18 protein-coding genes are annotated in these 21,956 nt (G+C 43.8%); 2 read left to right on the top strand and 16 right to left on the bottom strand.

The features are described 5' to 3' along the window. The first annotated feature begins 37 nt into the window (after positions 1 to 37). Both sat and cysC read left to right on the top strand, forming a co-directional pair. A complete protein-coding gene (gene sat, locus ONB37_15920) occupies positions 38 to 1,213 on the top strand; it encodes a sulfate adenylyltransferase (protein ID MDZ7401644.1) in 1,176 nt (391 codons plus the stop codon). Positions 1,214 to 1,280: 67 nt separating this feature from the next. After that, positions 1,281 to 1,892: an adenylyl-sulfate kinase gene (gene cysC / locus ONB37_15915; GenBank protein ID MDZ7401643.1), complete on the top strand. Its 612-nt coding sequence runs from the start codon at positions 1,281 to 1,283 to the stop codon at positions 1,890 to 1,892. A 928-nt stretch (positions 1,893 to 2,820) separates the two neighbouring features. Here cysC and ONB37_15910 read toward each other — a convergent pair. From ONB37_15910 to ONB37_15835, 16 genes are all read right to left on the bottom strand, one after another. Continuing rightward, a complete protein-coding gene (locus ONB37_15910) occupies positions 2,821 to 3,084 on the bottom strand; it encodes a helix-turn-helix domain-containing protein (protein ID MDZ7401642.1) in 264 nt (87 codons plus the stop codon). Positions 3,085 to 3,328: 244 nt separating this feature from the next. Next, the gene (locus ONB37_15905; protein MDZ7401641.1) at positions 3,329 to 3,664 is read right to left on the bottom strand and encodes a Smr/MutS family protein; all 336 of its coding nucleotides are present in this window, start codon (positions 3,662 to 3,664) and stop codon (positions 3,329 to 3,331) included. Positions 3,665 to 3,752: 88 nt separating this feature from the next. After that, on the bottom strand, positions 3,753 to 6,155 hold the full coding sequence (locus tag ONB37_15900) for an SMC family ATPase (GenBank protein ID MDZ7401640.1): 2,403 nt from the start codon (positions 6,153 to 6,155) through the stop codon (positions 3,753 to 3,755). Between the two features lie 570 nt (positions 6,156 to 6,725). Further along, on the bottom strand, positions 6,726 to 6,947 hold the full coding sequence (locus tag ONB37_15895) for a hypothetical protein (protein MDZ7401639.1): 222 nt from the start codon (positions 6,945 to 6,947) through the stop codon (positions 6,726 to 6,728). A gap of 453 nt (positions 6,948 to 7,400) precedes the next feature. Then, positions 7,401 to 8,933, bottom strand: coding sequence for a glucose-6-phosphate dehydrogenase (gene zwf / locus ONB37_15890; GenBank protein MDZ7401638.1), 1,533 nt, complete (start codon positions 8,931 to 8,933; stop codon positions 7,401 to 7,403). Between the two features lie 115 nt (positions 8,934 to 9,048). Then, a complete protein-coding gene (gene rpiA / locus ONB37_15885) occupies positions 9,049 to 9,765 on the bottom strand; it encodes a ribose-5-phosphate isomerase RpiA (protein ID MDZ7401637.1) in 717 nt (238 codons plus the stop codon). 259 nt (positions 9,766 to 10,024) lie between these two features. Beyond that, positions 10,025 to 11,755 (bottom strand): glucose-6-phosphate isomerase, encoded by a 1,731-nt coding sequence (locus ONB37_15880; GenBank protein ID MDZ7401636.1) that lies wholly within the window; start codon positions 11,753 to 11,755, stop codon positions 10,025 to 10,027. Between the two features lie 872 nt (positions 11,756 to 12,627). Continuing rightward, positions 12,628 to 13,392: an ROK family protein gene (locus ONB37_15875; GenBank protein MDZ7401635.1), complete on the bottom strand. Its 765-nt coding sequence runs from the start codon at positions 13,390 to 13,392 to the stop codon at positions 12,628 to 12,630. Between the two features lie 442 nt (positions 13,393 to 13,834). Next, complete coding sequence (locus ONB37_15870; protein MDZ7401634.1) at positions 13,835 to 14,014, bottom strand: MarR family transcriptional regulator; 180 nt, start codon at positions 14,012 to 14,014, stop codon at positions 13,835 to 13,837. A gap of 132 nt (positions 14,015 to 14,146) precedes the next feature. Continuing rightward, entirely contained in the window at positions 14,147 to 14,338 is a 192-nt protein-coding gene (locus ONB37_15865; GenBank protein ID MDZ7401633.1) for a dodecin family protein, read from the bottom strand. A gap of 129 nt (positions 14,339 to 14,467) precedes the next feature. Continuing rightward, positions 14,468 to 14,959 (bottom strand): glutathione peroxidase, encoded by a 492-nt coding sequence (locus ONB37_15860; protein ID MDZ7401632.1) that lies wholly within the window; start codon positions 14,957 to 14,959, stop codon positions 14,468 to 14,470. Between the two features lie 542 nt (positions 14,960 to 15,501). After that, the gene (locus ONB37_15855; GenBank protein ID MDZ7401631.1) at positions 15,502 to 16,008 is read right to left on the bottom strand and encodes a rubrerythrin family protein; all 507 of its coding nucleotides are present in this window, start codon (positions 16,006 to 16,008) and stop codon (positions 15,502 to 15,504) included. A 340-nt stretch (positions 16,009 to 16,348) separates the two neighbouring features. Then, complete coding sequence (locus ONB37_15850) at positions 16,349 to 16,852, bottom strand: ferritin family protein (GenBank protein ID MDZ7401630.1); 504 nt, start codon at positions 16,850 to 16,852, stop codon at positions 16,349 to 16,351. Then, on the bottom strand, positions 16,849 to 17,289 hold the full coding sequence (locus tag ONB37_15845; protein MDZ7401629.1) for a transcriptional repressor: 441 nt from the start codon (positions 17,287 to 17,289) through the stop codon (positions 16,849 to 16,851). The genes ONB37_15850 and ONB37_15845 overlap by 4 nt, the downstream gene beginning before the upstream one ends. Positions 17,290 to 17,846: 557 nt before the next feature. Further along, positions 17,847 to 20,279, bottom strand: coding sequence for a YCF48-related protein (locus ONB37_15840; protein ID MDZ7401628.1), 2,433 nt, complete (start codon positions 20,277 to 20,279; stop codon positions 17,847 to 17,849). Between the two features lie 356 nt (positions 20,280 to 20,635). After that, positions 20,636 to 21,946: a tetratricopeptide repeat protein gene (locus ONB37_15835; GenBank protein MDZ7401627.1), complete on the bottom strand. Its 1,311-nt coding sequence runs from the start codon at positions 21,944 to 21,946 to the stop codon at positions 20,636 to 20,638. Positions 21,947 to 21,956 lie beyond the last annotated feature (10 nt).

The raw sequence follows: 21,956 nt of genomic DNA, 5'->3' as shown, positions 1-21,956 counted from the left end.
GCTTGACATCACGAATAAACAACAAAGGAGTTATGAAATGAACAACTTAGTGCCGCCCCATGGCGGTAAATTAAAACCCCTACTGGTGAGCTCAGAACAAAAAGCTGAAGAATCTCACCGAGCAAGATCGCTTCAGCAGGTTCGCATGAGCTCACGAGAAACTTCGGACTTGATCATGCTTGGGATTGGGGCGTTCAGTCCCCTGGACGGCTTTATCAGACATGACGATTATGTGAGTGTCGTCAAATCGATGCAATTGGCAAATGGTATTTTATGGCCCATTCCAATTACACTTGCGGTCACTAAAGCACAGGCTGACGCTATTAAGGTCAATGAAGAGATTGCTCTGGTTGATGATGAATCGAGCGAGCTAATGGGAATCATGAGGGTTGAAGAGAAATACGGTTATGACAAGGAATTCGAAGCCAGCCAGGTGTTCCGCACAACGGATGCTGCGCATCCGGGTGTAGCAAAAATTTATGCTCAGCCTGAAGTGTATTTGGCTGGCCCAGTGAAAGTGCTGAGCGAAGGCGGATATCCCGAGCGCTTCGGTAGTTATTATGCGCGCCCGGCTGAGACGCGCGCAATTTTTGCGCAATTAGGTTGGGAAAAAGTTGCCGCCTTTCAAACCCGAAACCCCATTCATCGCTCTCATGAATATGTCACAAAAATCGCCCTTGAAGTAAGTGATGGCATCTTAATTCATCCTCTCGTGGGCAAATTGAAAGACGACGACATCCCAGCCGACGTTCGGATGAAGTGTTATGAGGTTCTCCTTGAAAATTACTACCCGCGAGAACGCGTGATTTGCAAGGTTTATCCAATGGAAATGCGCTACGCTGGTCCTCGCGAAGCCGTGCTTCATGCTATTTTCCGCCAAAATTTCGGCTGTAGCCATCTGATTATCGGACGCGATCATGCGGGCGTGGGCAAGTATTATGGGCCGTTCGATGCACAAAAAATTTTCCAGGAGATTGATGATGGCAAATTAGCTATCAAGCCGCTCAATATTGATTGGACCTTTTGGTGCTATAAGTGTGAAGGCATGGCCTCGATGAAGACCTGTCCGCACACGCCAGGAGATCGTTTGCTAATTAGCGGGACAAAATTGCGGGAAATGTTGGCCAGCGGCCAACGCCCGGCTAAAGAATTCAGTCGGCCCGAAGTGATCAATATTTTAATGGAATATTATAGAAGTATCAATGGACATTAGTTGACTATAATGAATAGCTGAATAAATCGAATAGAAAACATGGTCTGAAAATCGAAGGGAATAGTTAATGACGGAACAAAAAGCAACAAATATCACCTGGCATCACAGCATGGTAACCAGGGAAGATCGCGAGAAATTGTTAAAACAAAAGGGCGTAGTGATCTGGTTTACGGGCCTTTCCGCCTCTGGCAAATCAACGATCGCCCACACGGTGGAAGAAAAATTATATGACCGAGGTATTTTGACCTATGTTTTGGACGGTGATAATATTCGCCACGGTTTGAACAAAAATCTGGGATTTTCTCCAGAAGATCGGGAAGAAAATATTCGAAGGATTGGCGAAGTTGGCAAATTGTTCGCTGATGCGGGTATTATCACCATGACAGCTTTTATTTCCCCCTATCGAGCTGATCGCGATAAGGCGCGGAAATTGCACGAACCAGGACGCTTCATTGAGGTCTTTGTCGATGCACCGCTCAGCGTTTTAGAGGAACGGGATCCCAAAGGTTTGTATAAAAAAGCTCGCGCTGGCCAGATTCCAGAATTCACAGGAATTTCGGCACCCTATGAACCTCCAGAACATCCAGAGCTTCATCTGGACACGAGCAAAATGACTGTGGAAGAATGCGCCAACGTCGTGATCCAATATTTGGAAGAGAAGGAAATTATTCCGAGTTAAAAGCGCTCTTTATTGGACGCTTTTTCCAAAACATAATTCCGTCCACTCAGATACACGGGTCAAATGAAAAGAAAAATGTCATTCTGACCGATCCGCCGACTGGCTATTTGCGGCCATATCGGATATTTTCTCTTCAGAGACCGCTAAAGCGCTCTGCAGCTTTGATTTATTGGTCATAAACGGTCGAATAACTCGGGCGTGGATGAAAAACTCGTATCGCTTTCGATGACCGTTTCAACGGTTTTAGCAAATTTCGAGCTTAAATTGAAGTTGACGATGACGGCCAATCGGCGGATGGTCACAATGACAATCTTTACCCATTCTTTCGGTCAGTTTAGCGCCAAAAACGGGTGCTGGATAGGATTAATATCCCATCGCTCTCTTTGCGCCACTTTCAACAAAGGGACTTTTTCGATTATCCCTTAACCATGTATGCGATCCTTCAAGGCTGAATCCTAACAATTGCAAATCTATTTGATTCCAGCTCCAAAATCCAGATTGAAAAAATCGTAATGATAATTTCTGAGAATCGGGCTTGGAAGGTCCAAATTCATTGGGTTCAAACATTGCTTGGCAAAGCCCAACCAACTCCATAGCAAACAAAACATTCAGATGCGCATGCGGAAGTGGCTATCTTAGTTTAGCCGAAGCGGTTGGACTGAACTTTGGATTTGTCGAATTTTGTTTAGGACTCAAAAAGCAGCTTTAAAACAATCAGACTAATGATATTGATGAGATTCATCGCTGAGGGAAGCTTCAGGTCTATTTTTTGTAATGCCAGAAATCGAATCTCCAATTTTGTAATTGGATTGTTCTTTCTGAGCGCTTAAAAAATCTCTGTGTCCCTTATGTGGTCTTTTTAACTTTTCAGGACGAACGCAATATCTTCATAGACAATGGGATCATCAATTTTTTAATATCGGAAGCATCAGGTCCAATCGGAAATCATTGCCAGCTCCTGCGGGGATACCTTCTGAAGCAAAATGGGACCCTCCCCATGCTGGAATGACCGATCGAAACGATCAGTTGCAGAGAGCAATTCATTTACGCTTTTGCCTTCAACTTTTAATTGAGATCCAGTTCGAATTGTCCTCAATTTTCCTGATGAGATCAGCTCATTTATAGTGCATCGATCGACATTTAATAACCGCTGTGCTTGCTTCACTGTTAGCAGTTCATGATCCAATATCATGCACATCGCACCTACCTCTTCGCTTTTCGTTTCGAACAGCAATTGAATCCCGAAAAATGAATGTCGATTTGGAAAGCAAACTCTATTCCGGTAGAGTGCTCAAACAAATAAATAATATTAATCGAACAGTGGTTTGAAAATATTTCTGATAGAAGAATGAGGATGAAACGGTTTGCTACCGCTGAGTGACCTAAAGGTGAAATGGAATGAATTGGATCGGTACAGTTGAATCGAGTTGCACCGTTTATTTAGCAGATGGTGGTTTTAGTTCAACAATCGTCGCCCCCCAACCGCCGATCTCGGGTGGTGCATCCCCGAACCATGCAACTTGCGGGTGTTGTTTCAAGATTTGATAGACCTCCCACTTTAAGCGGCTTTTCCCTTTCCCGTGGATGATCCGAAGACGATAAAGTTGCAACTCCAATGCATTCTGAATGAAATCGATAACGATTTCTGGCACTTGCTCTGGAAAAAAGCCATGGAGATCCAACACATCTGTCACCTCGATAGACTCTGGAAGTGCTTCATCCAATTCTTCTGGCTTATCAGAGGGCTTGATATTATCATTCTTTTGTCCCATAGATCTGCAACCCCACGGCTTTATTCAGTCACAACCACTCCCTAATTTTTAGATTGCGCTTCCAGCAATTATCCATTTTATGAATTTATTATAGTAGCTTTGCCACGCTTTCGTCGAGCGATTTTTCTTCGACGGAAATGATGACTGGCAGAGCATCTTTTATCCCCTCCACATGGGAAATGATAAAGATTTGTCGGAATTGAGACGAGAGGTGTTGCAGTGCATTGAGGATCAGATCCTTTCGTTGCTCGTCCTGGGATCCGAAAATCTCGTCAAGGACGATGAAATTGATCTGCGATCGGCCAGAACGTTCTGCTACAACCTGGCTAATGGCAATTCTAAGGCAGAGATTAGCTAAATCCTGTTCACCTCCTGAGAAGCGCGCAAGTGGAAAGCGGTTGGCTTGATCATATAAATAGATATTGTAGTCGTCATCCAACTCTAAAACCGAATAGCGGCCTTGAGTCGTGAGATGCAATAGCTCAGAGGCTCGATTGGCAATGAGCGGCCGAATGCGTCCGCTGAGTTCCTGACGAAACACCCCCAAATGATGATCCAACAATTTTAAATCCACAATTTCTTGCTTCAATTGATCGATCTCTTGCTGAAGCCTGCGGATAGTATTTAATTCATTTTTTACATAATCATTGTCCTTTTGAATTCGAACAATTTCCTGCTCGGTTTCATGGATTTGTTCGCGTACCTGGTCTATTAGTCGCTGTTGTTTTTCGACTTGTTGCTTCAGGGAAAGGTATTTGGCTTCATCAAAATTTAGCGCAAACAACCGCTCGTGTTCCTGAGCGATTTCGGCTGCTAAATCCTTCAACGTAGCGGTGATTTGTTGTAATTCCTGCTGCTCGTCAGGGAGCCGCTTCAATTGTTCCTCAAACTTCAATGCCTGATCGCGCAGTTCGGTCAAAAGCTTTAATTTCTTTTTTAACTCCTGATGATCAGCTTCATTATATTCAACCTTCCCAATTTCCGCGACCTCTCCCTTCAGTTGCTTTTGGCTTCGCAATAAATCTTCCAGCCGTTCTTTGGTTTGGTTGCGCTGTTTATCTCGTTCTCGAAATTGTTCCTGCGCCTGCAACAGGCCGTCTCGAAATTGATTTGTCTGTTTGAGCTTCTCACTGATTTCAGCAACCGCTTGATTTAACTTTTTTTCATCCTCGCTCAACGCCAGAAACTCTTGACGTAACCGATTCAAATCTGCGTCGAATTGAGCGAGGACCTGATCATAGTGGTCATGTAAGGGTCGGGTGCACACTGGACACGGGCTCTCTGGGCCAAGGCTTTCGATCTTCGTTCGTTTTTCCTTTATTTCAACCCCTTTTTCCCTGACTTTTAGTTTTTGTCCCTCCACAGAGGATAGCTGCTTGCGCAAATTCTCTCGTTCTGTCTCGAGTCTGGCAATCTCATTATTCTGGTCAATCACCTTCTGATCAATTCCCGCCAACGCTTTTAATTCTTCATCGAGTCGAGTCAATGCAACTTGCTCTTTAGTAATGCGCTGGGCCAACCGCTGCAGTTCTTCCTCCTTGGCCTTGAGCTGAAAGTATTTGACGCTCTCCTTATCGAGACGTTCTTTTTCGCGCTGAATTTTATTATAATCGGCAAGCTGCGGCCTTAGAAATTCCAGTTCCTGTTTTGCCTTTTGAATCGCTTCTATATTCTGCTGGGTTCGACGTAAACGCGATTCGAAATCAGCTTGCCGAGATTTCCATTTTTCAATGCGAGCCTGTATCGATTGATATTGATCCCGAATCTGGTTCTGCGCTTCAAATTCCTGCTTCAACCCGTCCATTTGCTCTTGAAGGTGCAGAAGCTTCTGATTCAACTCCTCCCGAGATTGAACGACTGCGTCCAATTTCAATTTGAGCTGTTTCTCCTGCTCTTTCAACTCTGACTCATCTTTTAAGCTGGAGGTAATTCCAGCCAGTCGCGCTTCCTTTGTGGACCGATCCGTCCTGATGTCATTTCTTGCCCGATCGATCGTTTCGATATTAATTAACCGAGCAATGCTTTTGCGACGATCTTCTGGTTGCAGGGTAGAAATTGCAGCTAAATCCTTCTGCCGCGCAAATACAGATATAAAAAACGATCGGTAATCGAGATTTAATAGCTGTTCAACATAATCGTTCACTCCCCGTTCCTGCACAGCAATGGGCTCTCGATCTGCATTAAGATATAGTGCCGCTTCCACATTGGCAGCTCTGCCCTTGAGCTGTCGAACAATCCGATATTCATGATCACCGCAGGTAAAAATCAATTCCACCGAGCAAGTTTCGCCAGCACCACAGCATTGCGAACGAACGTCTTGTTTGTCGGTGCGACGGATGCGATTGCCATAGAGACACCAGCCAATCGCTTCTACAATGGTGGTCTTTCCGGCTCCATTATTGCCCACGATCCCAATAAGGTTCTCGGGCAACTCAAGCTCGAGTTCTCGAAATCGTCGGTAATTTTTCAGCTTGATGCTTCTGATAATCATTTGATCCCCAATTCATGGAATTGCAATGATTCTTGAGATGCAACCTCGAATCGTGAACCAAAGCCTGCCGCAGTGAAGAAGAATAATCATTATTTAAAATCTCTCTATTATGATGAATGGTTCAAGCAACATTAAAACTTCTTCCAATATGAAAAACGAGACGATATTTACCGAGTCGAAAGCTTTCATTTTCCCAAGTAGCTGCTGAGGAAAGCTGTATGAGACTTGCCCCATGCCCGTTAATTAGAAGGATGTCAGAGATTTTTGCTTAGTGACGAACTTGCTTGACCTATTTTCTAAGAAAAGACTTTCAATAGAACTACGCATTTGATAACATCGCTGCATCTAAGTCTTTATCGAAAAATTATAGGGGCAACTCGAACTCCTATCCGCTAATGATTCTCCGAATCAAAAAATCATTTAGATCTTTGCAATGAATTTGGCCCAGGGGCCATAGTGTGTCATTCACTTCCTGCTGCCGTTTTTGCATGAGAGCAATTGCGTGTGCGATGCTAAATTGAAATTTGTCTCTTCGCTTTTGGATGAACCTGCGCGAAGCAATGCTGGAATCTATCTGCCATGGGATTTGTCATGCTGCTCGTAGGGTTTGATATACAAAATATATAAGATGCCGAAGACAAAGACCACGCTGTAACCGACGATCAATAGGATCCTGACTTGTTTCGAATAGACCAGTTCATAAAGGATGCCAAAGGTGGATACTGTCATGTAAATTAAACCACGAAGGCTATGCTTGTCAAATTTTTCTTTTCGTTTCAACGGAAATGTCATGCTTAATCACTGCCATAAATAAATTATTCGATCGAACTCCTCATGCTGAATGAGGCAGGATAATCATATCGATTGTGCTTTACTCGCTTTTTTGCGTCCCAAAAAATGGGACAACTGACCTTGGCACTGAGGTAATATCTTCAATGATCACCAGACAGCAAGCGCTATCATATTTTTCCTCAAAATCAACAAACAGCAGGCTATTATCTCCAATTCTGGGAAGCAAAATCATCGGTCAATCGGAGACGGCTAAAAGAGGACCAATTTTCGATTGCTCAGTGGCTTCTGCAAATAGAAAATTTGCGATCATATTAATAGGAGCGGAGTGAGGAATCTTCATCCCTCACGTCTCACAGAATCACCGGCTTCATCAGATTTTCGCCTGCCAAACAACGCGTCTGACTGATGGATTCCTACATTTTGCAGAAGTCCAGAGTTGTTTAAGCAAGAAAGCTATAGCTCAACAGATTCCACCCCATTGACGAGTTCTTTACTGAGATAACGCCATTCTTCACCTGGTTCGAGCAAATTGGCTGCCTCCTTCGGTCCCCAACTCCCAGCCACATAGCCATAGAGCTTAATCTCAGGGTTTTCATGCCAAGCTGTTAAAATCGGATTTAGAAACGCCCAACACGCCTCCATGACATCGGAGCGGGTGAACATCATTAAATCCCCCTGAATGCAATCCAATAACATTTGTTCATACGGTTCAGGGAATTCTATCTCACCAAGGTCTTTATAATGAAAATCGACGTTCACCGATTTAATGTTAAAGCCACCACTGGGCATTTTCATCCCAAATTTAAACCAGATCCCTTCATCGGGTTGAATCCGAAACACCAATTGGTTGTCATTATATCGTGTGGGAAATTCACGGGTGAATAGAGAATGGGGCGATTTTTTAAAATAGAAGGCTACTTCAGTGATCTTGGTCGGTAAGCGCTTACCGGTGCGGATATAAAATGGAACGCCTCCCCAACGCCAATTATCGATGAAAAATTTCATGGCGACGTAGGTTTCAGTTCTTGAGTCCTTATCGACTTTTTTCTCCTTGCGATAGGCAGCGATCTTCTCGCCTCGAATGATGGACTCCAGATATTGACCGCGAACCACCTGCTTGCTCACATTTTCTTGGAGGATCGGTACCAGCGAATGAAACACTTTGATCTTCTCATTCCGAATGGTCTCGGCTTCGAATCGCGACGGCGGATCCATTGCAAATAAAGACATCAATGGCAATAGATGCGTTTGGACCATATCGCGCAAAGCGCCGTTGGCATCGTAATATTCTGGTCGATCCTCAACACCGACGCTTTCGGCCGCTGTGATTTCTACCCGCTGGATGTAGTTGCGGTTCCACAGTGGCTCGAACATCGAATTGGCCAAGCGAAATGCGATGATGTTTTGCAACCCCTCTTTGGCAAAGAGATGATCCATTCGGAAAATTTGCTGCTCCTGAAAATACTCATGCAATTGCGCGTTCAACGAACATGCGCCTGCCAGGTCGCTGCATAATGGCTTTTCCAACACAATTCGCTTCCATCCCCTATGATCGCTCGACTGGTGGAGTCCGTGAACCCCCAAATTCGTAACCACTGTTGCATAGATGGAAGATGGGATTGCCAGATAATAAATCATATTTCCGTTTGCTTCCACCAATTGATCCAATTCACCAAGTCGCGTCTTCAATTGCTCGTATGCCTCTGAATTGGTGGGGTCGAGCTCTTCATAGAACACTTTGCCCAAGAAATCACGCAACAATTTTGGGTTCACTGGTTTGCTCTTCGCAAACAGTTTCACGTTGATATTCACCTTCTCCCGAAACGATTCGTCATCATAATCCGATCTCCCCACACCAAGGATGGCAAAATTGACAGGCAACTTATTTTTACGGTACAGCTCAAACAATGATGGGATGAGCTTCCGTTTGGTCAGCTCGCCTGATGCCCCAAAGATCACCATGACAAAGTTTTCCACTTTTTCCATATCTGCTATTCAACTCCCTGTTACAATTTGAATTGGTAATAATGATTTGGTTATTTTAAAAGACGCCTGCTCCAAAAAAAGAGCACTACGCTGGATATAACAAAACAACCGATTTTCAGGATTGATCGTTTCTATTTTTGTGCATCGCTACCAGATGCTGAATTCCATGTTTTCCGGCCACGATCACATCACTTGCCAAGTTGATGAACAGGCCATGCTCGACGATACCGGCTTTACTGCTCAGTTTCGCCGCCAATTTTTCTGGCTCAGAGAGTCCTGCAAATTTGCAATCGATGATGTAATTTCCTTGATCCGTTAAAACTGGCTGATGGGTTTGATCGAGTCGAAGCTTCGCTTCGGCAGCAAGCGTTGAGAGAAAATTCAAGACCGGCTGATAGCCAAACGGGATCACCTCAACTGGTACCGGATGTTTCATGCCCAGAATTGGGGATAGCTTGCTTTCATCAACCGCGATAATCAATCGACGACAATGCTCCGCTAAAATTTTTTCGCGCAAGAGCGCTCCACCGCCTCCTTTAATGAGATTTAGCTGGGGATCCACCTCATCCGCTCCATCTATGGTCAGGTCAAGCTCCGGAAATTCATTCAAAGAACCCAATGGAATGCCAAATTCGCGAGCACTTTGTTCAGTCATTTTCGAGCTGGGAACACCAACGATCCCCTCGAGCGTTCCCTCTCGCAGCAATCGTCCAATTTCTGCCAGGACAAACCATGCGGTGCTCCCCGATCCCAACCCGATAATCATTCCACTTTCAATTAATTGCACCGCTTTTTGCGCCGCTTGTTTTTTATATTTATCTCGATTGATCATCTCATCCTATTTTTCCTATATCTCATCTATCCACAAATCGATCTTACTTTTTTGAAAAGCTTTCTGTTACCAATTTGGGCAATACCCATCTTATGGAATAAATCGTTTAAGCCAATGACCTCATATGATCTTGTGACAATTCGACCAGATCCTGTTCTGTGGCACTCATTTGGTATCTGGCTTAATAGGATCGTTTCTCCAGCAAAAATCTAATCTGGAATTAGCTATAAGGATCGACCATGACGAATAGCTATCCAAATCATAGGGCTTTTTTATTTAGCTTTCGAATTGATTCGATAATTTTTTTTATTCCTCCGATCACATCGTTACTCAAATGGAACCGAACAATGTTTCGGTTCGCTGCGCGCAAGGCGTGGAAATCGCCAAGCGCCTGGGCCAATGCTAATGTTCCGAAGCTAATATGGGACGAAGCAGGTTCTGAGGGCTCAGGGATCAATGTGTCCTCAGCAAAAGGAGCGGTTATTTGAATAAATAGCCCGTTTCCTGCATCTCCCTTGTGAAGCTGTCCAGTTGAATGCAAAAACCGTGGGCCATACCCAACTGTGGTCGCGAGTCGATAACTTTGTTGGATCGCCGTTCTGAGCTTGTGCAAGGAAGCGTCCATTTCCGAGGAAGGTGCCATAAACGATTGAATTGCCACATAGCTCCTACTAAGACCATTCTCCCCGCGTTGCGCGTGATCCATTAGCCGTTTGATGGCATCGCTGATGTTTTTAGCAGAGGCATCGCTCCAAATTTTGATGCCATCGACAATAGCCGTGGGCTCCATTTCTGGCAACCTGCCGCTCTGTCTATAACTGGCAATCATCTGTCGCGCGGCCACCTTGGAGGACTCCACGTTGGGCTGATCGAAAGGATTCACCTCCAAAAAATAGCAAGCTATAGCGGTCGCCATTTCCCAGCGAAACAGTTCACCTGCAAGATCTTCACAGCGGTCCAACGTAATTTCTATGACTGGATGCCCAGCCTCGACAAGAGCGTTCACTCGGTGAGTGTGGCCATTCTCCCCAGCCAATTGGATTAAAACAAACAGCCGATCTGGAGCATAGTCTGTTGGATCAAGTTCAGCTTCGCCAATGATCGGAACAATCCCTCTCCCTTCCTTTCCAGTGCTTTCGGCGATCAATTGTTCGATCCAGCCGCCTAATGGAATTAGCTCTGGTGATAATAGAAAGGTAAGCTTATCTCGACCAAGTTGTGCTAATTTCCCGATCACAGCACCCAAAATTGCCCCAGGATTGCTCTCGGCATGTTGCTGACAACGCTGCGCCATGCGATCAGCGCGCTTTAAAAATCCTTCAATGTCAACGCCGATCAAGGCAGCGGGCACCATCCCAAATAGCGATAATGCGGAGAACCTCCCGCCGATATTGGGATCATTGAGAAATATCTTTCGGAACTGCCATTCTCTAGCAAGGGTTTCTAAACCACTTCCCGGGTCAGTTATTGCAATAAAATGCTGCCCTGCCTTCTCATCACCCAGCGCATCCTGAAGCCAAGCATAAAAATATTTGGTAAACGAAATAGTCTCTACCGTTCCCCCAGACTTAGTTGAGGCGATCACTAACGTTCGCTTTGGATCGAGCCGGCGAGCATATGTCAGCACCACATCTGGAACCGTACTATCCAGCACGGCCAGGTCTAAATATCCCGGTTTCACTCCAAACACGGACCGAAATACCTCGGGAGCCAAACTCGATCCACCCATTCCCAACAATAATCCATGAGTCATCCCTTCATTTCGCAGTTCAGCTATAAAAGACTCAATACTTGGAATGTGACTCTTTGTGTAAGATGGCGCTTGTAACCATCCCAAACGATTGACGATCTCGTCAGATTGAGACTTCCAGACCGTATAATCTAACTCCCAGATGCGTTCAATAATCCGTTGCTCTCTTAATTGTTCAATAGCAGATTGACATTCGAGTTCATAGTTGCCTAATTTCAAAACGTAATCGTGTCCAACCATAAAGACCTGCCAGTTAAATTCCAAAACATGTTTTACGATTTACAAAAGAGCTCAATTTCAGACTTATTGATTTTTTGTGCGAAAATAAATCATATATGCTGAAGTATAGGTCGGCCAAATCGAATTCTGTAAAATAGATATCGGATACGCTCCAGTCCACACAGTTTTCTAGAGCGACCGAGCGTTTTATCAGGAACACTCGTTGGGTTAGAAGCTGATAACTGTTATTTTTGGGATTTTGGTTCGTCCAGCAATTGCCCCACGGCTCATTAAATTGCTGAGCTCGAACCATATTATAGAAATTTAGAGAAACGAAATCTATTTTGATTGGTCATTTCAGCCGGTATCCAAGCGCATCGTCAGCGCACAGTCGATTCGGATAAATCTTGAAATTTACATGACCGACGCGCTTTCAGATCCAGCGAATCCGAAAATCTAAACCCGCCCAAATATCTAAAACATCGCGATGAAGCATGAAATTTATTATTGGAATTCTATTCAAAGAATCCTTTTTGCTGGAGAAAATATTTTCGAAGAGACGGTTAATCTGCTTGCTCTGTCCATACCACCAAAGGGATGGATTTAGAATAGGTTTGGAATCGAATCGATGCGTATTTCGGGAAGCTTTTCCCAAAACCTTCGGTCAAAAGCTTTTTGAATTCACCCCCCTGTCGCCCGTTTACTGCCAGATAGGCTTATCTTGGCTTACCAACTGAAAGAGCGAAAACAGACCTATTGAATCGTCAGATTGCAAGGTCTATCAAAAAGTTCTGATTTATAGAACTCAACGCTAACGTTTATTCGGATAAATAGCAGAGAAATCGCAGCTATATTTTGGCGAAATTTTTGATTGCGAATGATATTAAGGGTCTTTAAATCAAAATGGAAAGCGCCGCGCCAATAATACCGGCATCGTTTGCCATTTTTGCTGGCAGGACCTCGGTCTTAAGATCCAGATAAGGGAAAAACAATTCAGGGTTTTCGCTGACCCCCCCACCAATGATAATACAATCTGGGGAAAAAAGCATCTCCATATATTGCAAATAGCGGTTCACGCGTTTCGCCCAAACTTCCCAGCTTAAATTTTCTCGTTCGCGAACCACGGTAGCAGCCAATTTTTCTGCATCCGTGCCATCCATAACAATGTGTCCGAATTCAGTATTGGGAACCAGATGACCATCAACAAACAATGCGCTCCCAATCCCCGTGCCCAAAGTAAACAGGAGCACCACACCTCCGTTTTTCTTATTTCTTGGCTTACCGGCACCAAACATCATCTCTGCGATCCCAGCAGCATCCGCATCGTTAATCACTCTCACAGTCCCCGAAGTTAGTTGCCTCAAGGAGCTGGCCAGGTCGACACCGATCCAGCTAGGATCAAGATTCGCCGCTGTGTAAACTCGACCACTTTTAACGACTCCGGGATAGCCACAGCCGATGCTGCCTCGCCAGTTCAAGCGCTGGACCAATTCTCGAATAATTTCAAACATTGATCCAAATGTCGCTGGCTGAGGGGTCATCATTTTGAGCGGCTTGTCAAGCAATTTGCCCTCATCAGCGGCAACAATGGCCGCTTTAATCCCTGTCCCTCCGATATCAATCCCGAGAATCGTGGCTTCATTGTTTTCGCTTTTCATCGGATCTCAACTTTGAAGTTAAACGTTCGTCGTCTTCATCGCATAACAAATAGTCGATGATCTTTTTCCCGAAAAATTCCAACTCTTCTGTTTTTGCACCTGCTAGGACTTCAATTTATGAAGGTTACTTGTAAAATATGTTTAGGGTAAACCTAAGGGAGGTGAAGATACTAAAGCTTTAGGCTATAAGATAAAAAAAATATCAAAATAATCAAGGGAAATTTTCAATTGAAACAACTTTATCACCCGTCATGGGATAGACTTTGACATGCATCTGGGCTTGTTTTTTTCTCACCAAAGCCAATAATAAAGAGAATTGGTAAAGAAGCTCTGACTTATAAAATGTTTTGACATGAATTGCTTATTTGTAATTCATTTTTCCGATACCAAGAAAAGAAGCAATGGAGCAGAATTATCACACTCCATTGCTATCAATTCCTTGCTAAGCAGGAGCCCAAAAACAGCGCTTTGGAGAAGTTACCTTTCCATCTTTCTTCAGCTTGTTAATGATTTTAGAGACCTCTTCTTTGTCAATCCCAGTCATTTCCGCCACATCACCTGGCCGCAGCGGTTTCCCCGCATTCTGCAAGGCGGTTAGTACCATTTGTTCTTTATCAGTCATTTTTCCCTCCATACAAGTACAAGAAAAGGTTTCGGAACAAATAGTGGATTTTCAAATTTTGAAACAGTCCCCTTACTTGTAAAATAAGCCTTAGAGTCATTAATCGCTTGTTGTCAATGCAAAACAGTCGAATTAATTTCCTTCAACTGCGACCTTCAATTTTGCTTGGAACTCAACCTCACTGTTTTTCACAGCACCACGCTGTTCAACGATCTCAAACCAATAAAGTTTCTGTCCATTTTCTTGCAATTTCGTTATAGCACTTTTCACTGCATGTGAATAACTTTCTTTGGAAATTCCGACCACTTCCATCATGTGAATCATATCTATGCTCCTTCCATTTTTCTTTAATTGTGATAGCTGAACAATGAGAATTTCAACCACATTTGATGCTCATTTTTTGTTTTAGATTTGAAAATTTCAAATAAACGGATTCTTTTGATCCACTCAGAGCTACTGGCCTAGGGCGCTTTCAATCGCCTGGACGAGTTCATCACTTTCCGGTCTGGAACGAGAGCCAAACCTCGCAACAATTTTCCCCGATCGATCGACCAAAAACTTATTAAAATTCCAGCTTATATCACCTGCGAATTCAGGATTGGTCTCTTTCGATGTGAGGAATTGATAGAGAGGAGCAATGTCCTTCCCTTTTACGGAGATTTTTGAGAACATCGGAAAGGTGACGTTATAGTTCAAACTGCAAAATTGTTTGATCTCTTCGTTCGATCCAGGCTCTTGATTTAAAAAATTATTTGCTGGAAATCCCAATACCACCAGGCCTTTGTCTTTATATTGCATATAAAGCTTCTGAAGCCCTTCGTATTGCGGAGTAAAACCACACTTGCTGGCAACATTCACAATCAACATGACCTTGCCTTTGAATTGCTCCAACTTTACTTCATTGCCATCAATATCCTTCACGACAAAATCATAGATCGACTTCATTGGCTTCCCTTTCTCCTGATCTTGAGCAGAAACTAAGCTCATTTTCATGACAATAATAATTGTAGCAATGAGAACAATAACTATGTTTTTTTTCATCATGCGTTCCTCCTTATGAATTGATCGTTTTTTAATCTATCTTCTTAGATGATTGAACAATGAATTCGATTCAACGGTTTTATCTATAAATGCTGACAAGAGAAGTGTCATCAATTCAGCTCGGATCTTGGTGATAGCCTTCCGTCAATGAAAGATAGAGATAATTGATAAAAAACAGTTGATCAATTCAGCAATTTTTGCCTGAAAAATAGCGAGGATGCTAATTGATAATTATGTTTGAAAGCTCAGGATATCAGCATTGGAGGAGGCGAACATAGCGGCTTTCACTCATTTGCTTTTCGCAGTTGCCACGAAAAAAAATTCCGTCCGTCCATTAACTGTTCACCCTAGCAAGCGCCGGGAGGGAGGCGCAAATAACCAGGGGTATTATGATCAAAAAGATTTTTCCTGGGACGGACGGAAATCTCTATTCTGATGCGAGTTGATTAGAACTTTTTAAACTTGCTGGCGGCGACGCCACAAACTGGACACTTATCGGGCAAGCTACCATCGATCTGGGTATAGCCGCAGACAGGGCAAATATAAATCGTGTGAAACTCAAAATCCTTGCCTTGTCTTACCTTTTCCTTGGCCTCTTGATAATAAGCAGAATGGATTTTCTCGGCTTCTATGGCATAGTAAATCGATCGCTGGGCCCCTTTCTCATCCTGCAACTTGGCCACTGCATCATAAGCAGGATACATCTCTTCGACCTCAAAATTTTCACCATTGATCCCTGTTTGAAGATTCTCCTCGGTCTTGCCTAGATAACCCAGATTCTTGGCATGGTTGATCGCATGAACCTGTTCCGCGTAAGAAATTGCTTTGAACAATTTAGCAATATTGGGATACCCTTCCGTTTCCGCAATCTCGCTAAACGCCAGGTATTTCATGTGAGCCATGGACTCTCCTGCAAATGCTTCTGCTAATGATTTTTCAGTCATCTTCCTCATTTTTGGTCTCTCCTCTAATTCATCACGTGATAGATTAACTGTTATTATTCACCTCAAGAACGAAAGAATGCCAACAATTGGCATTATTGTCCACTTGACTTATGGGATCGATGATCACCATTTGGCAAACATTCACCTACCAGAGGATCGATCCAGGGTTGGTCCTTCCTCATGGTCTTATAATACCAGCTATGCCCAAAAGCACCTTATCTTTCCATAAATTTTATTGTCACGCTGAAGGGTGAGGCTGTTTTTGCAGCCCGAGTTGAATACCAGTTATGAATTATTGCGATTGGACTTGGTCCAATGACCTAAGGCTTCAGGGATGTGCCTTGCCTTGTTAAGCCATCGGCCAAAATCGATTATCATACCAAACGCTTTGTTTTAGTTCATTATCAAGAGCGCTCAAAAATTGCAAATGGGTTTTCTCCCAATTGGATAGCCAATCGAAAAGCTCTTTCTCGAGAGGCTGATTTGTAGTCTGCGCGCGCTGCGAGTAGAAATTGACCGCATTCTCCTCCATTGCCATGGCAGCAGTAATCGCGGCTGCTTCGTAGCTTGCAGCCGAGATCTGGTCGCGCACCTTTTTCGTCAACACTTCAGCGTTAACCCAACCATGGGTGCTGTCATAATCTTCGCTGCTGAGCTTGCCATCTCGGATCAAATGTTCATAATGCCGCGACAAAATTTCTATGTGCTTTTGCTCCTCTGCCGCCATCGTCTCAAATATCTCTCGCACAGCATCGCTTTGCGTGTTTTTGGCAGTCACCTCATAAAACGCTTTTCCCTTGCGCTCCAACAAAATTGCGCCTTTAATCACATCTATAACTGGCTGCTCTTTCATGACTCACTCCTTGCCAATTCATTCGCTGATTCATTTTTCATCAAGCAATCGCTGCAAATTCCCTTGAAATAGCCATGGATGGTCTCAATTTTATGCCCGGCTACGCACATTTCCTCTTGATAAATGCACGTCACATCAAGATCGATGATTTTTCCACATTGTCTACAATAAAAATGATGGTGCGGCTGCAAAATATATTCATATCGCACTTCCGTTTCTGTAATAGTAAGCAAATCAACCAAACCATGTTGACGAAGCACATCTAACGTATTATATACCGTGGTCTTTGACAAAGTCGGGACCTTCTTATAAAGCGCCGCGTAGATCATATCGACCGTAGGATGAGTGTGATTTTTATCCAGATATTCTAAGATCTTAATGCGCTGGTAGGTCGGTTTGATCCCATTCTCTGAGAGGATCTGCTTATATTTTTCCATTTTGTTTCTTGGTCGAGTTAACAATTAGTTTCAATTTATAATCAATATAATTTAAAATTATTACAAAGTCAAGTAGTTTTTTTTAATGTGAGAAATTAATGGTCGGTAGTTTAGAGCAATAGCTGCAATGATATTTTGCTTCAATTATGGATTCATTCGTTTTCATCTATTGCTCTACAAAATTGCACAAATTGAATCTTTGCAGGAGACCGCAAGCGAGTCGAGACGATGCATTTTTTGGGTTTGGTTGGTAACGAATGATGAAATTTGTCGTTGCTCATTGACGATTCAGAATCCCAAATTATTCAATAACGTTGTTTTCACTCCGAATTCATTTCATCGATATCGATAAAAACAGCACCGAACCGAATTCTTGGTGACCGCAATGAGATTATCGGAAAAATTATATCAGAGGATAGACAACAACCCAACTGATGAATGATCTGAATCTCGATCTATTTTTTTGAATCATCAGTTGGGTCGTTCTTTGATCTCAATTCTTTGATATGCGGATGCGTCGCAATCGCATGAATTTGTTGATTAGCACTTTTGCACTTTTATCTCAAGAACACCAACTTCCGAGTTGCCTCAAAATTCTCCGTTTTGAGCCGATAAAAATAAACGCCCGAACCAACTATTCGCCCGGACTCATCTCTGCCATTCCAGATCACTTTATGATAGCCCTCTTCTTGGCGGTAATCAACCAGGGTGACAACTCGTTGGCCCATCATATTATAAATTTCGAGCGTTACCTGCTGATTATAAGGTATCTGATAGCTAATTTCAGTCTCTGGGTTAAAAGGATTGGGGCTATTCTGGTAGAGCGCAAATTTAGCGGGCACGATTACCTCACGGATTGACGAGAAACTGAATTTGCCATCCAAGTCGAGCTGCTTCAACCGATAGCGATATTTTCCTCCCACCTGAGGCTGATCGATAAATGAATAGTGGTGGACTTCTGAGCTTGTCCCTTGGGCTTTCAGGAACCCGATTTTGGTCCAATTGGTATGGGAATTGAATTGGCGCTGGATCTCGAAACCATAACTATTCACTTCAGAAGCAGTGGACCAATCCAATTCGACCTGCCCATTGATCCAACTGGCAGTGAAATTTGCCAATTGAATTGGTACAACGACATTAGAAGTTTTCAAGATTGTGCTGTAGGTTCCCACTACCCAAGCCATTTGATCATTCACGACATCGATATCATACAGGTTATTTTCAGTTCCAATATTCAGCTTGAACCAACTGAGCCCACCATCCATGGTCTTATAAAGGGCGCCAGCGCTGCCCTGAATGACTGCCCATCCGATCAAAGGGGTAATGAACCGAAGCGCGCGAACCTGATCGATGCTGGAAAATCCGATTTGTTCCTCCCATGTCTTTCCGCCATCATTGGTAAACAGGATCGAACGACCGCCTATCCAACCGACATTATCGCTGAGGAAATACAATGAATAAAAGTCCTCCGTTCGGCCTGTAGCCACTGGTACCCAGGAAGTACCGCCATCATTGGTTCGGGCGACGTTGCCGTTTTCACCGACCACCCAGCCATGCTTGCTATCTAAGAAGAAAATTGCTCGAAGTGAGGCATTTGCCGAGCAAGGCTGTCGTATCCAATGATCTCCCCCATCATTGGTGTGAAGAATGATGGATGTATCGGCGGATACTGGCCCTCCACAAACCCAGCCCTCTTGATCATTTAAGAAGTAGCAACTATGGAGAAAATAGTTGGTTCCGGAAACTTGTTCAACCCAATCCTCATTCTCCCCACCAGTGGTTGTTTTCAAAATGACGCCCCACTCGCCAACCGTCCATCCAAGCTGATCATTGATCATGAACACGTCCAACAGGTTCTGCGGCGCCGATGATGCCTGCGGCTTCCATGTCTCTCCCCCGTTCACACTTTTTAGGATCGTCTTATTCGGGCCAACGATCCAACCGATGTCTGGACCGGTAAAGTCGACACCGTAAAAATGCCAAGTTGTTGTCCCACTACTCACTTCTTGCCAAACAGTTCCATCATCCAAAGATTTTAGAATGATCCCGGCATTTCCTACGGCCATCACAAAATTCTGATCTCCGAAATCAACGGCTTTGAGATTGCGTCGTGCTTGATTGGTTACCTCGTTCCAGGTGCTGCCGCCGTTCACCGTTTTCAACATCGAGCCGCCTTCGCCAACAATCCATCCGAGGTTCTGATCTCGAAAAGCTACTGCCCACAGAAATTTGTTAGACAATGGATTCTGTTGCAACGTCCATGTCTCCCCCCCATCGTTGGTCATGATAATCGCACTGGAAGAAGATAATCCTTTGCCGACAGCCCAGCCATGTAGATTATCGACAAAGTACATGCGATAGATCTCTGATGTAACGCCAGAGGAGCTACTTGTCCAGGTCTTACCGCCATCCAAAGTGCGCAAAATGATATCACTGGATGGATTGCTGCTACTCCCAACAGCCCAACCAATGTTAGAATTTACAAAGGTAATCCAATTTAGAATGGTTGCATTGGTGTTATCCTCTATCTTCCAGTTGATGCCCCCATCCCATGTGGATAGCAACACTCCTTTATTCTCCTTGACTCCAACCGCCCAGCCATCTTGACTATTGTGAAAAAATAGCCCACGAAAATCAACCTCTGTGAGCGTTGCAATCAAACTCCAGGATAATCCACCATTGGTAGTTTTTAGCACCTTGCCCTCGACACCGGCTGTCCAACCCACGTTCTGGTTGATGAAATAAATCGCATTGAGATCCCTTGTTAGCCCTGCAACGTTATGCGCAACATCCCAGCTTGCCCCTCCATTGGTAGTCCTGATGACAGTGCCAACCCCCCCCACAGCCACAAATACATTCGCATTGAGGATCCAGACATCATTCAGTGCATTGCCCTGTGGCAAAGGATTCTGCCAAAACCAGTACTCCTGGCCAGTCACCGCGGTCCCTGCCACCATAATGAGCAACAGCGTGATCGCATATTTGTTCATAAATTCACCTCTTCTTGGTTTAATAAATGGATTGCAGAATTAGAAGCGGCCACTTGCGATAGCAGCTTGACAATATGACATTCGTTAGAGTATCGCTGTTAAAATTTCTTTACTGAAATTAATCATTCATTTCCAAAATATCAATAATTTTTTTTGTTAGTATCGAAATTGTTGCTCGTCGTGATTGATCCATCAGCTTTTGTAGCAGCTTGCAGCCAAAATGGCTTGTTCACTCGATCCAATCCCCTAAGATGGAGGAGCAAAGGAAATGATCTTTGCATTATGAATTATTTTTACCAAAGTTTCATCAGCTAATTTCACGATAGAATCTCATTAACTTGCAGCAAATTTAGGCATCACGCTTTCGTCTGTGATACCTGAGGAGCAATGCCAGAAAACAGGTCAATTTGTGGCTGCAAAGACACGTGCAGTTTGAGTTTTTTCTGCTTTAGCCGTTTAAGGTCTTCTTCGATCAAAAACAATTCACGACGATAGCGATTGGGGTGCCGCACTTCCAGTTGCTGAGCGATTTTCAACCCTTTCTCATAATTTTGCTCGGCATTAGCAAAATCTTTCATCCGATCATACCAAATTGCCAGTCCCCAGTATCCCCAGAAGCCATGAGGATCGATCTCAGCGGCAGATTGAAAAAGCTGATAAGCATTGTCGTAGTGCTTCTGCTTAAGTAATATCTGCCCATAGTCGAAATAGTTTTTGGATTCTAACGGGTCTTTTAAAATCGTCATGAAAAAAAATTGGTCACGCTGATTCTCCCAATATTGCTTCATGCTCACCTTAGCAGCGATAAGGGCAATTAAAAAGATATTACTCGATAATTGTTCTTGCGGCGATCTTAGCGCATGGATAGATCGCTCCAGCTCCTCTTTGATTTCCGCGGTCTTGGTCGTTTTGATGATCTGTCGAATTCGCTTAATCAGGCTGGGCAAAATGTAAGGAAGGTCTTTCTCGATACTCTTCAAAATGGCCTGAAACAGTTCGCCCGCTTGACGCTCTTTGTCAGTGTCCGATATCGCCTCGGACAAGAAATCCACGCTATTTAAATTGGGTTTGAATAATTGATACAGAAAATACGGCAGATGGACTACCTCATCAAAATAAATCTCGATTACCACATCCCCTCTCAGGATCGCGGATATTATCCCTTCATAGGGAGAAATCTCTTGATGATTGATCAATAGCTTCCAAAAAATCGGCCATTGACAAATCTGGCGCGTCTTCTGTAATATGATCGGCGGCCTCGTGAGCAGATCTGGGTTGGAGATTTTCAGATCATCAAGTCCTTCCATCAGAACGGTGAGGACGTCAATAAATTTAAGGCCGTCTTTGATCGAAAGATTAAAAACAATTTCCCATAATGGATTGTCCTCCAACGGCAAATCGAGGTCCGTATGCGACTGCAAAAAAACTAAGGCGGTCATCAATGCATCTTGGTCCGCTCCAGCACGCGAAGTGCGCAAGAGTTCATTTAAGAGTTTCTCCTGGGTAAGTCGGATGAATTCGGGAGTAATATAGTGCGGTAAGATTTTCGCGCGGATCTCCCGTCGAAATTCGGCAGGGTTCTGAATGTTTTCAAACCGATGGGGATCGGCTTCCACCATATCGCGAATATCGTGCAACAGCGAAAGCTCATCGAACCTTAAGTTCATGAGTTCTTTC

Source organism: candidate division KSB1 bacterium, from assembly GCA_034506395.1.
GTDB lineage: Bacteria > Zhuqueibacterota > Zhuqueibacteria > Thermofontimicrobiales > Thermofontimicrobiaceae > Thermofontimicrobium.
Note: the sequence above shows the minus strand (reverse complement) of the source record. Positions and strands in the feature narration are given on the sequence as shown.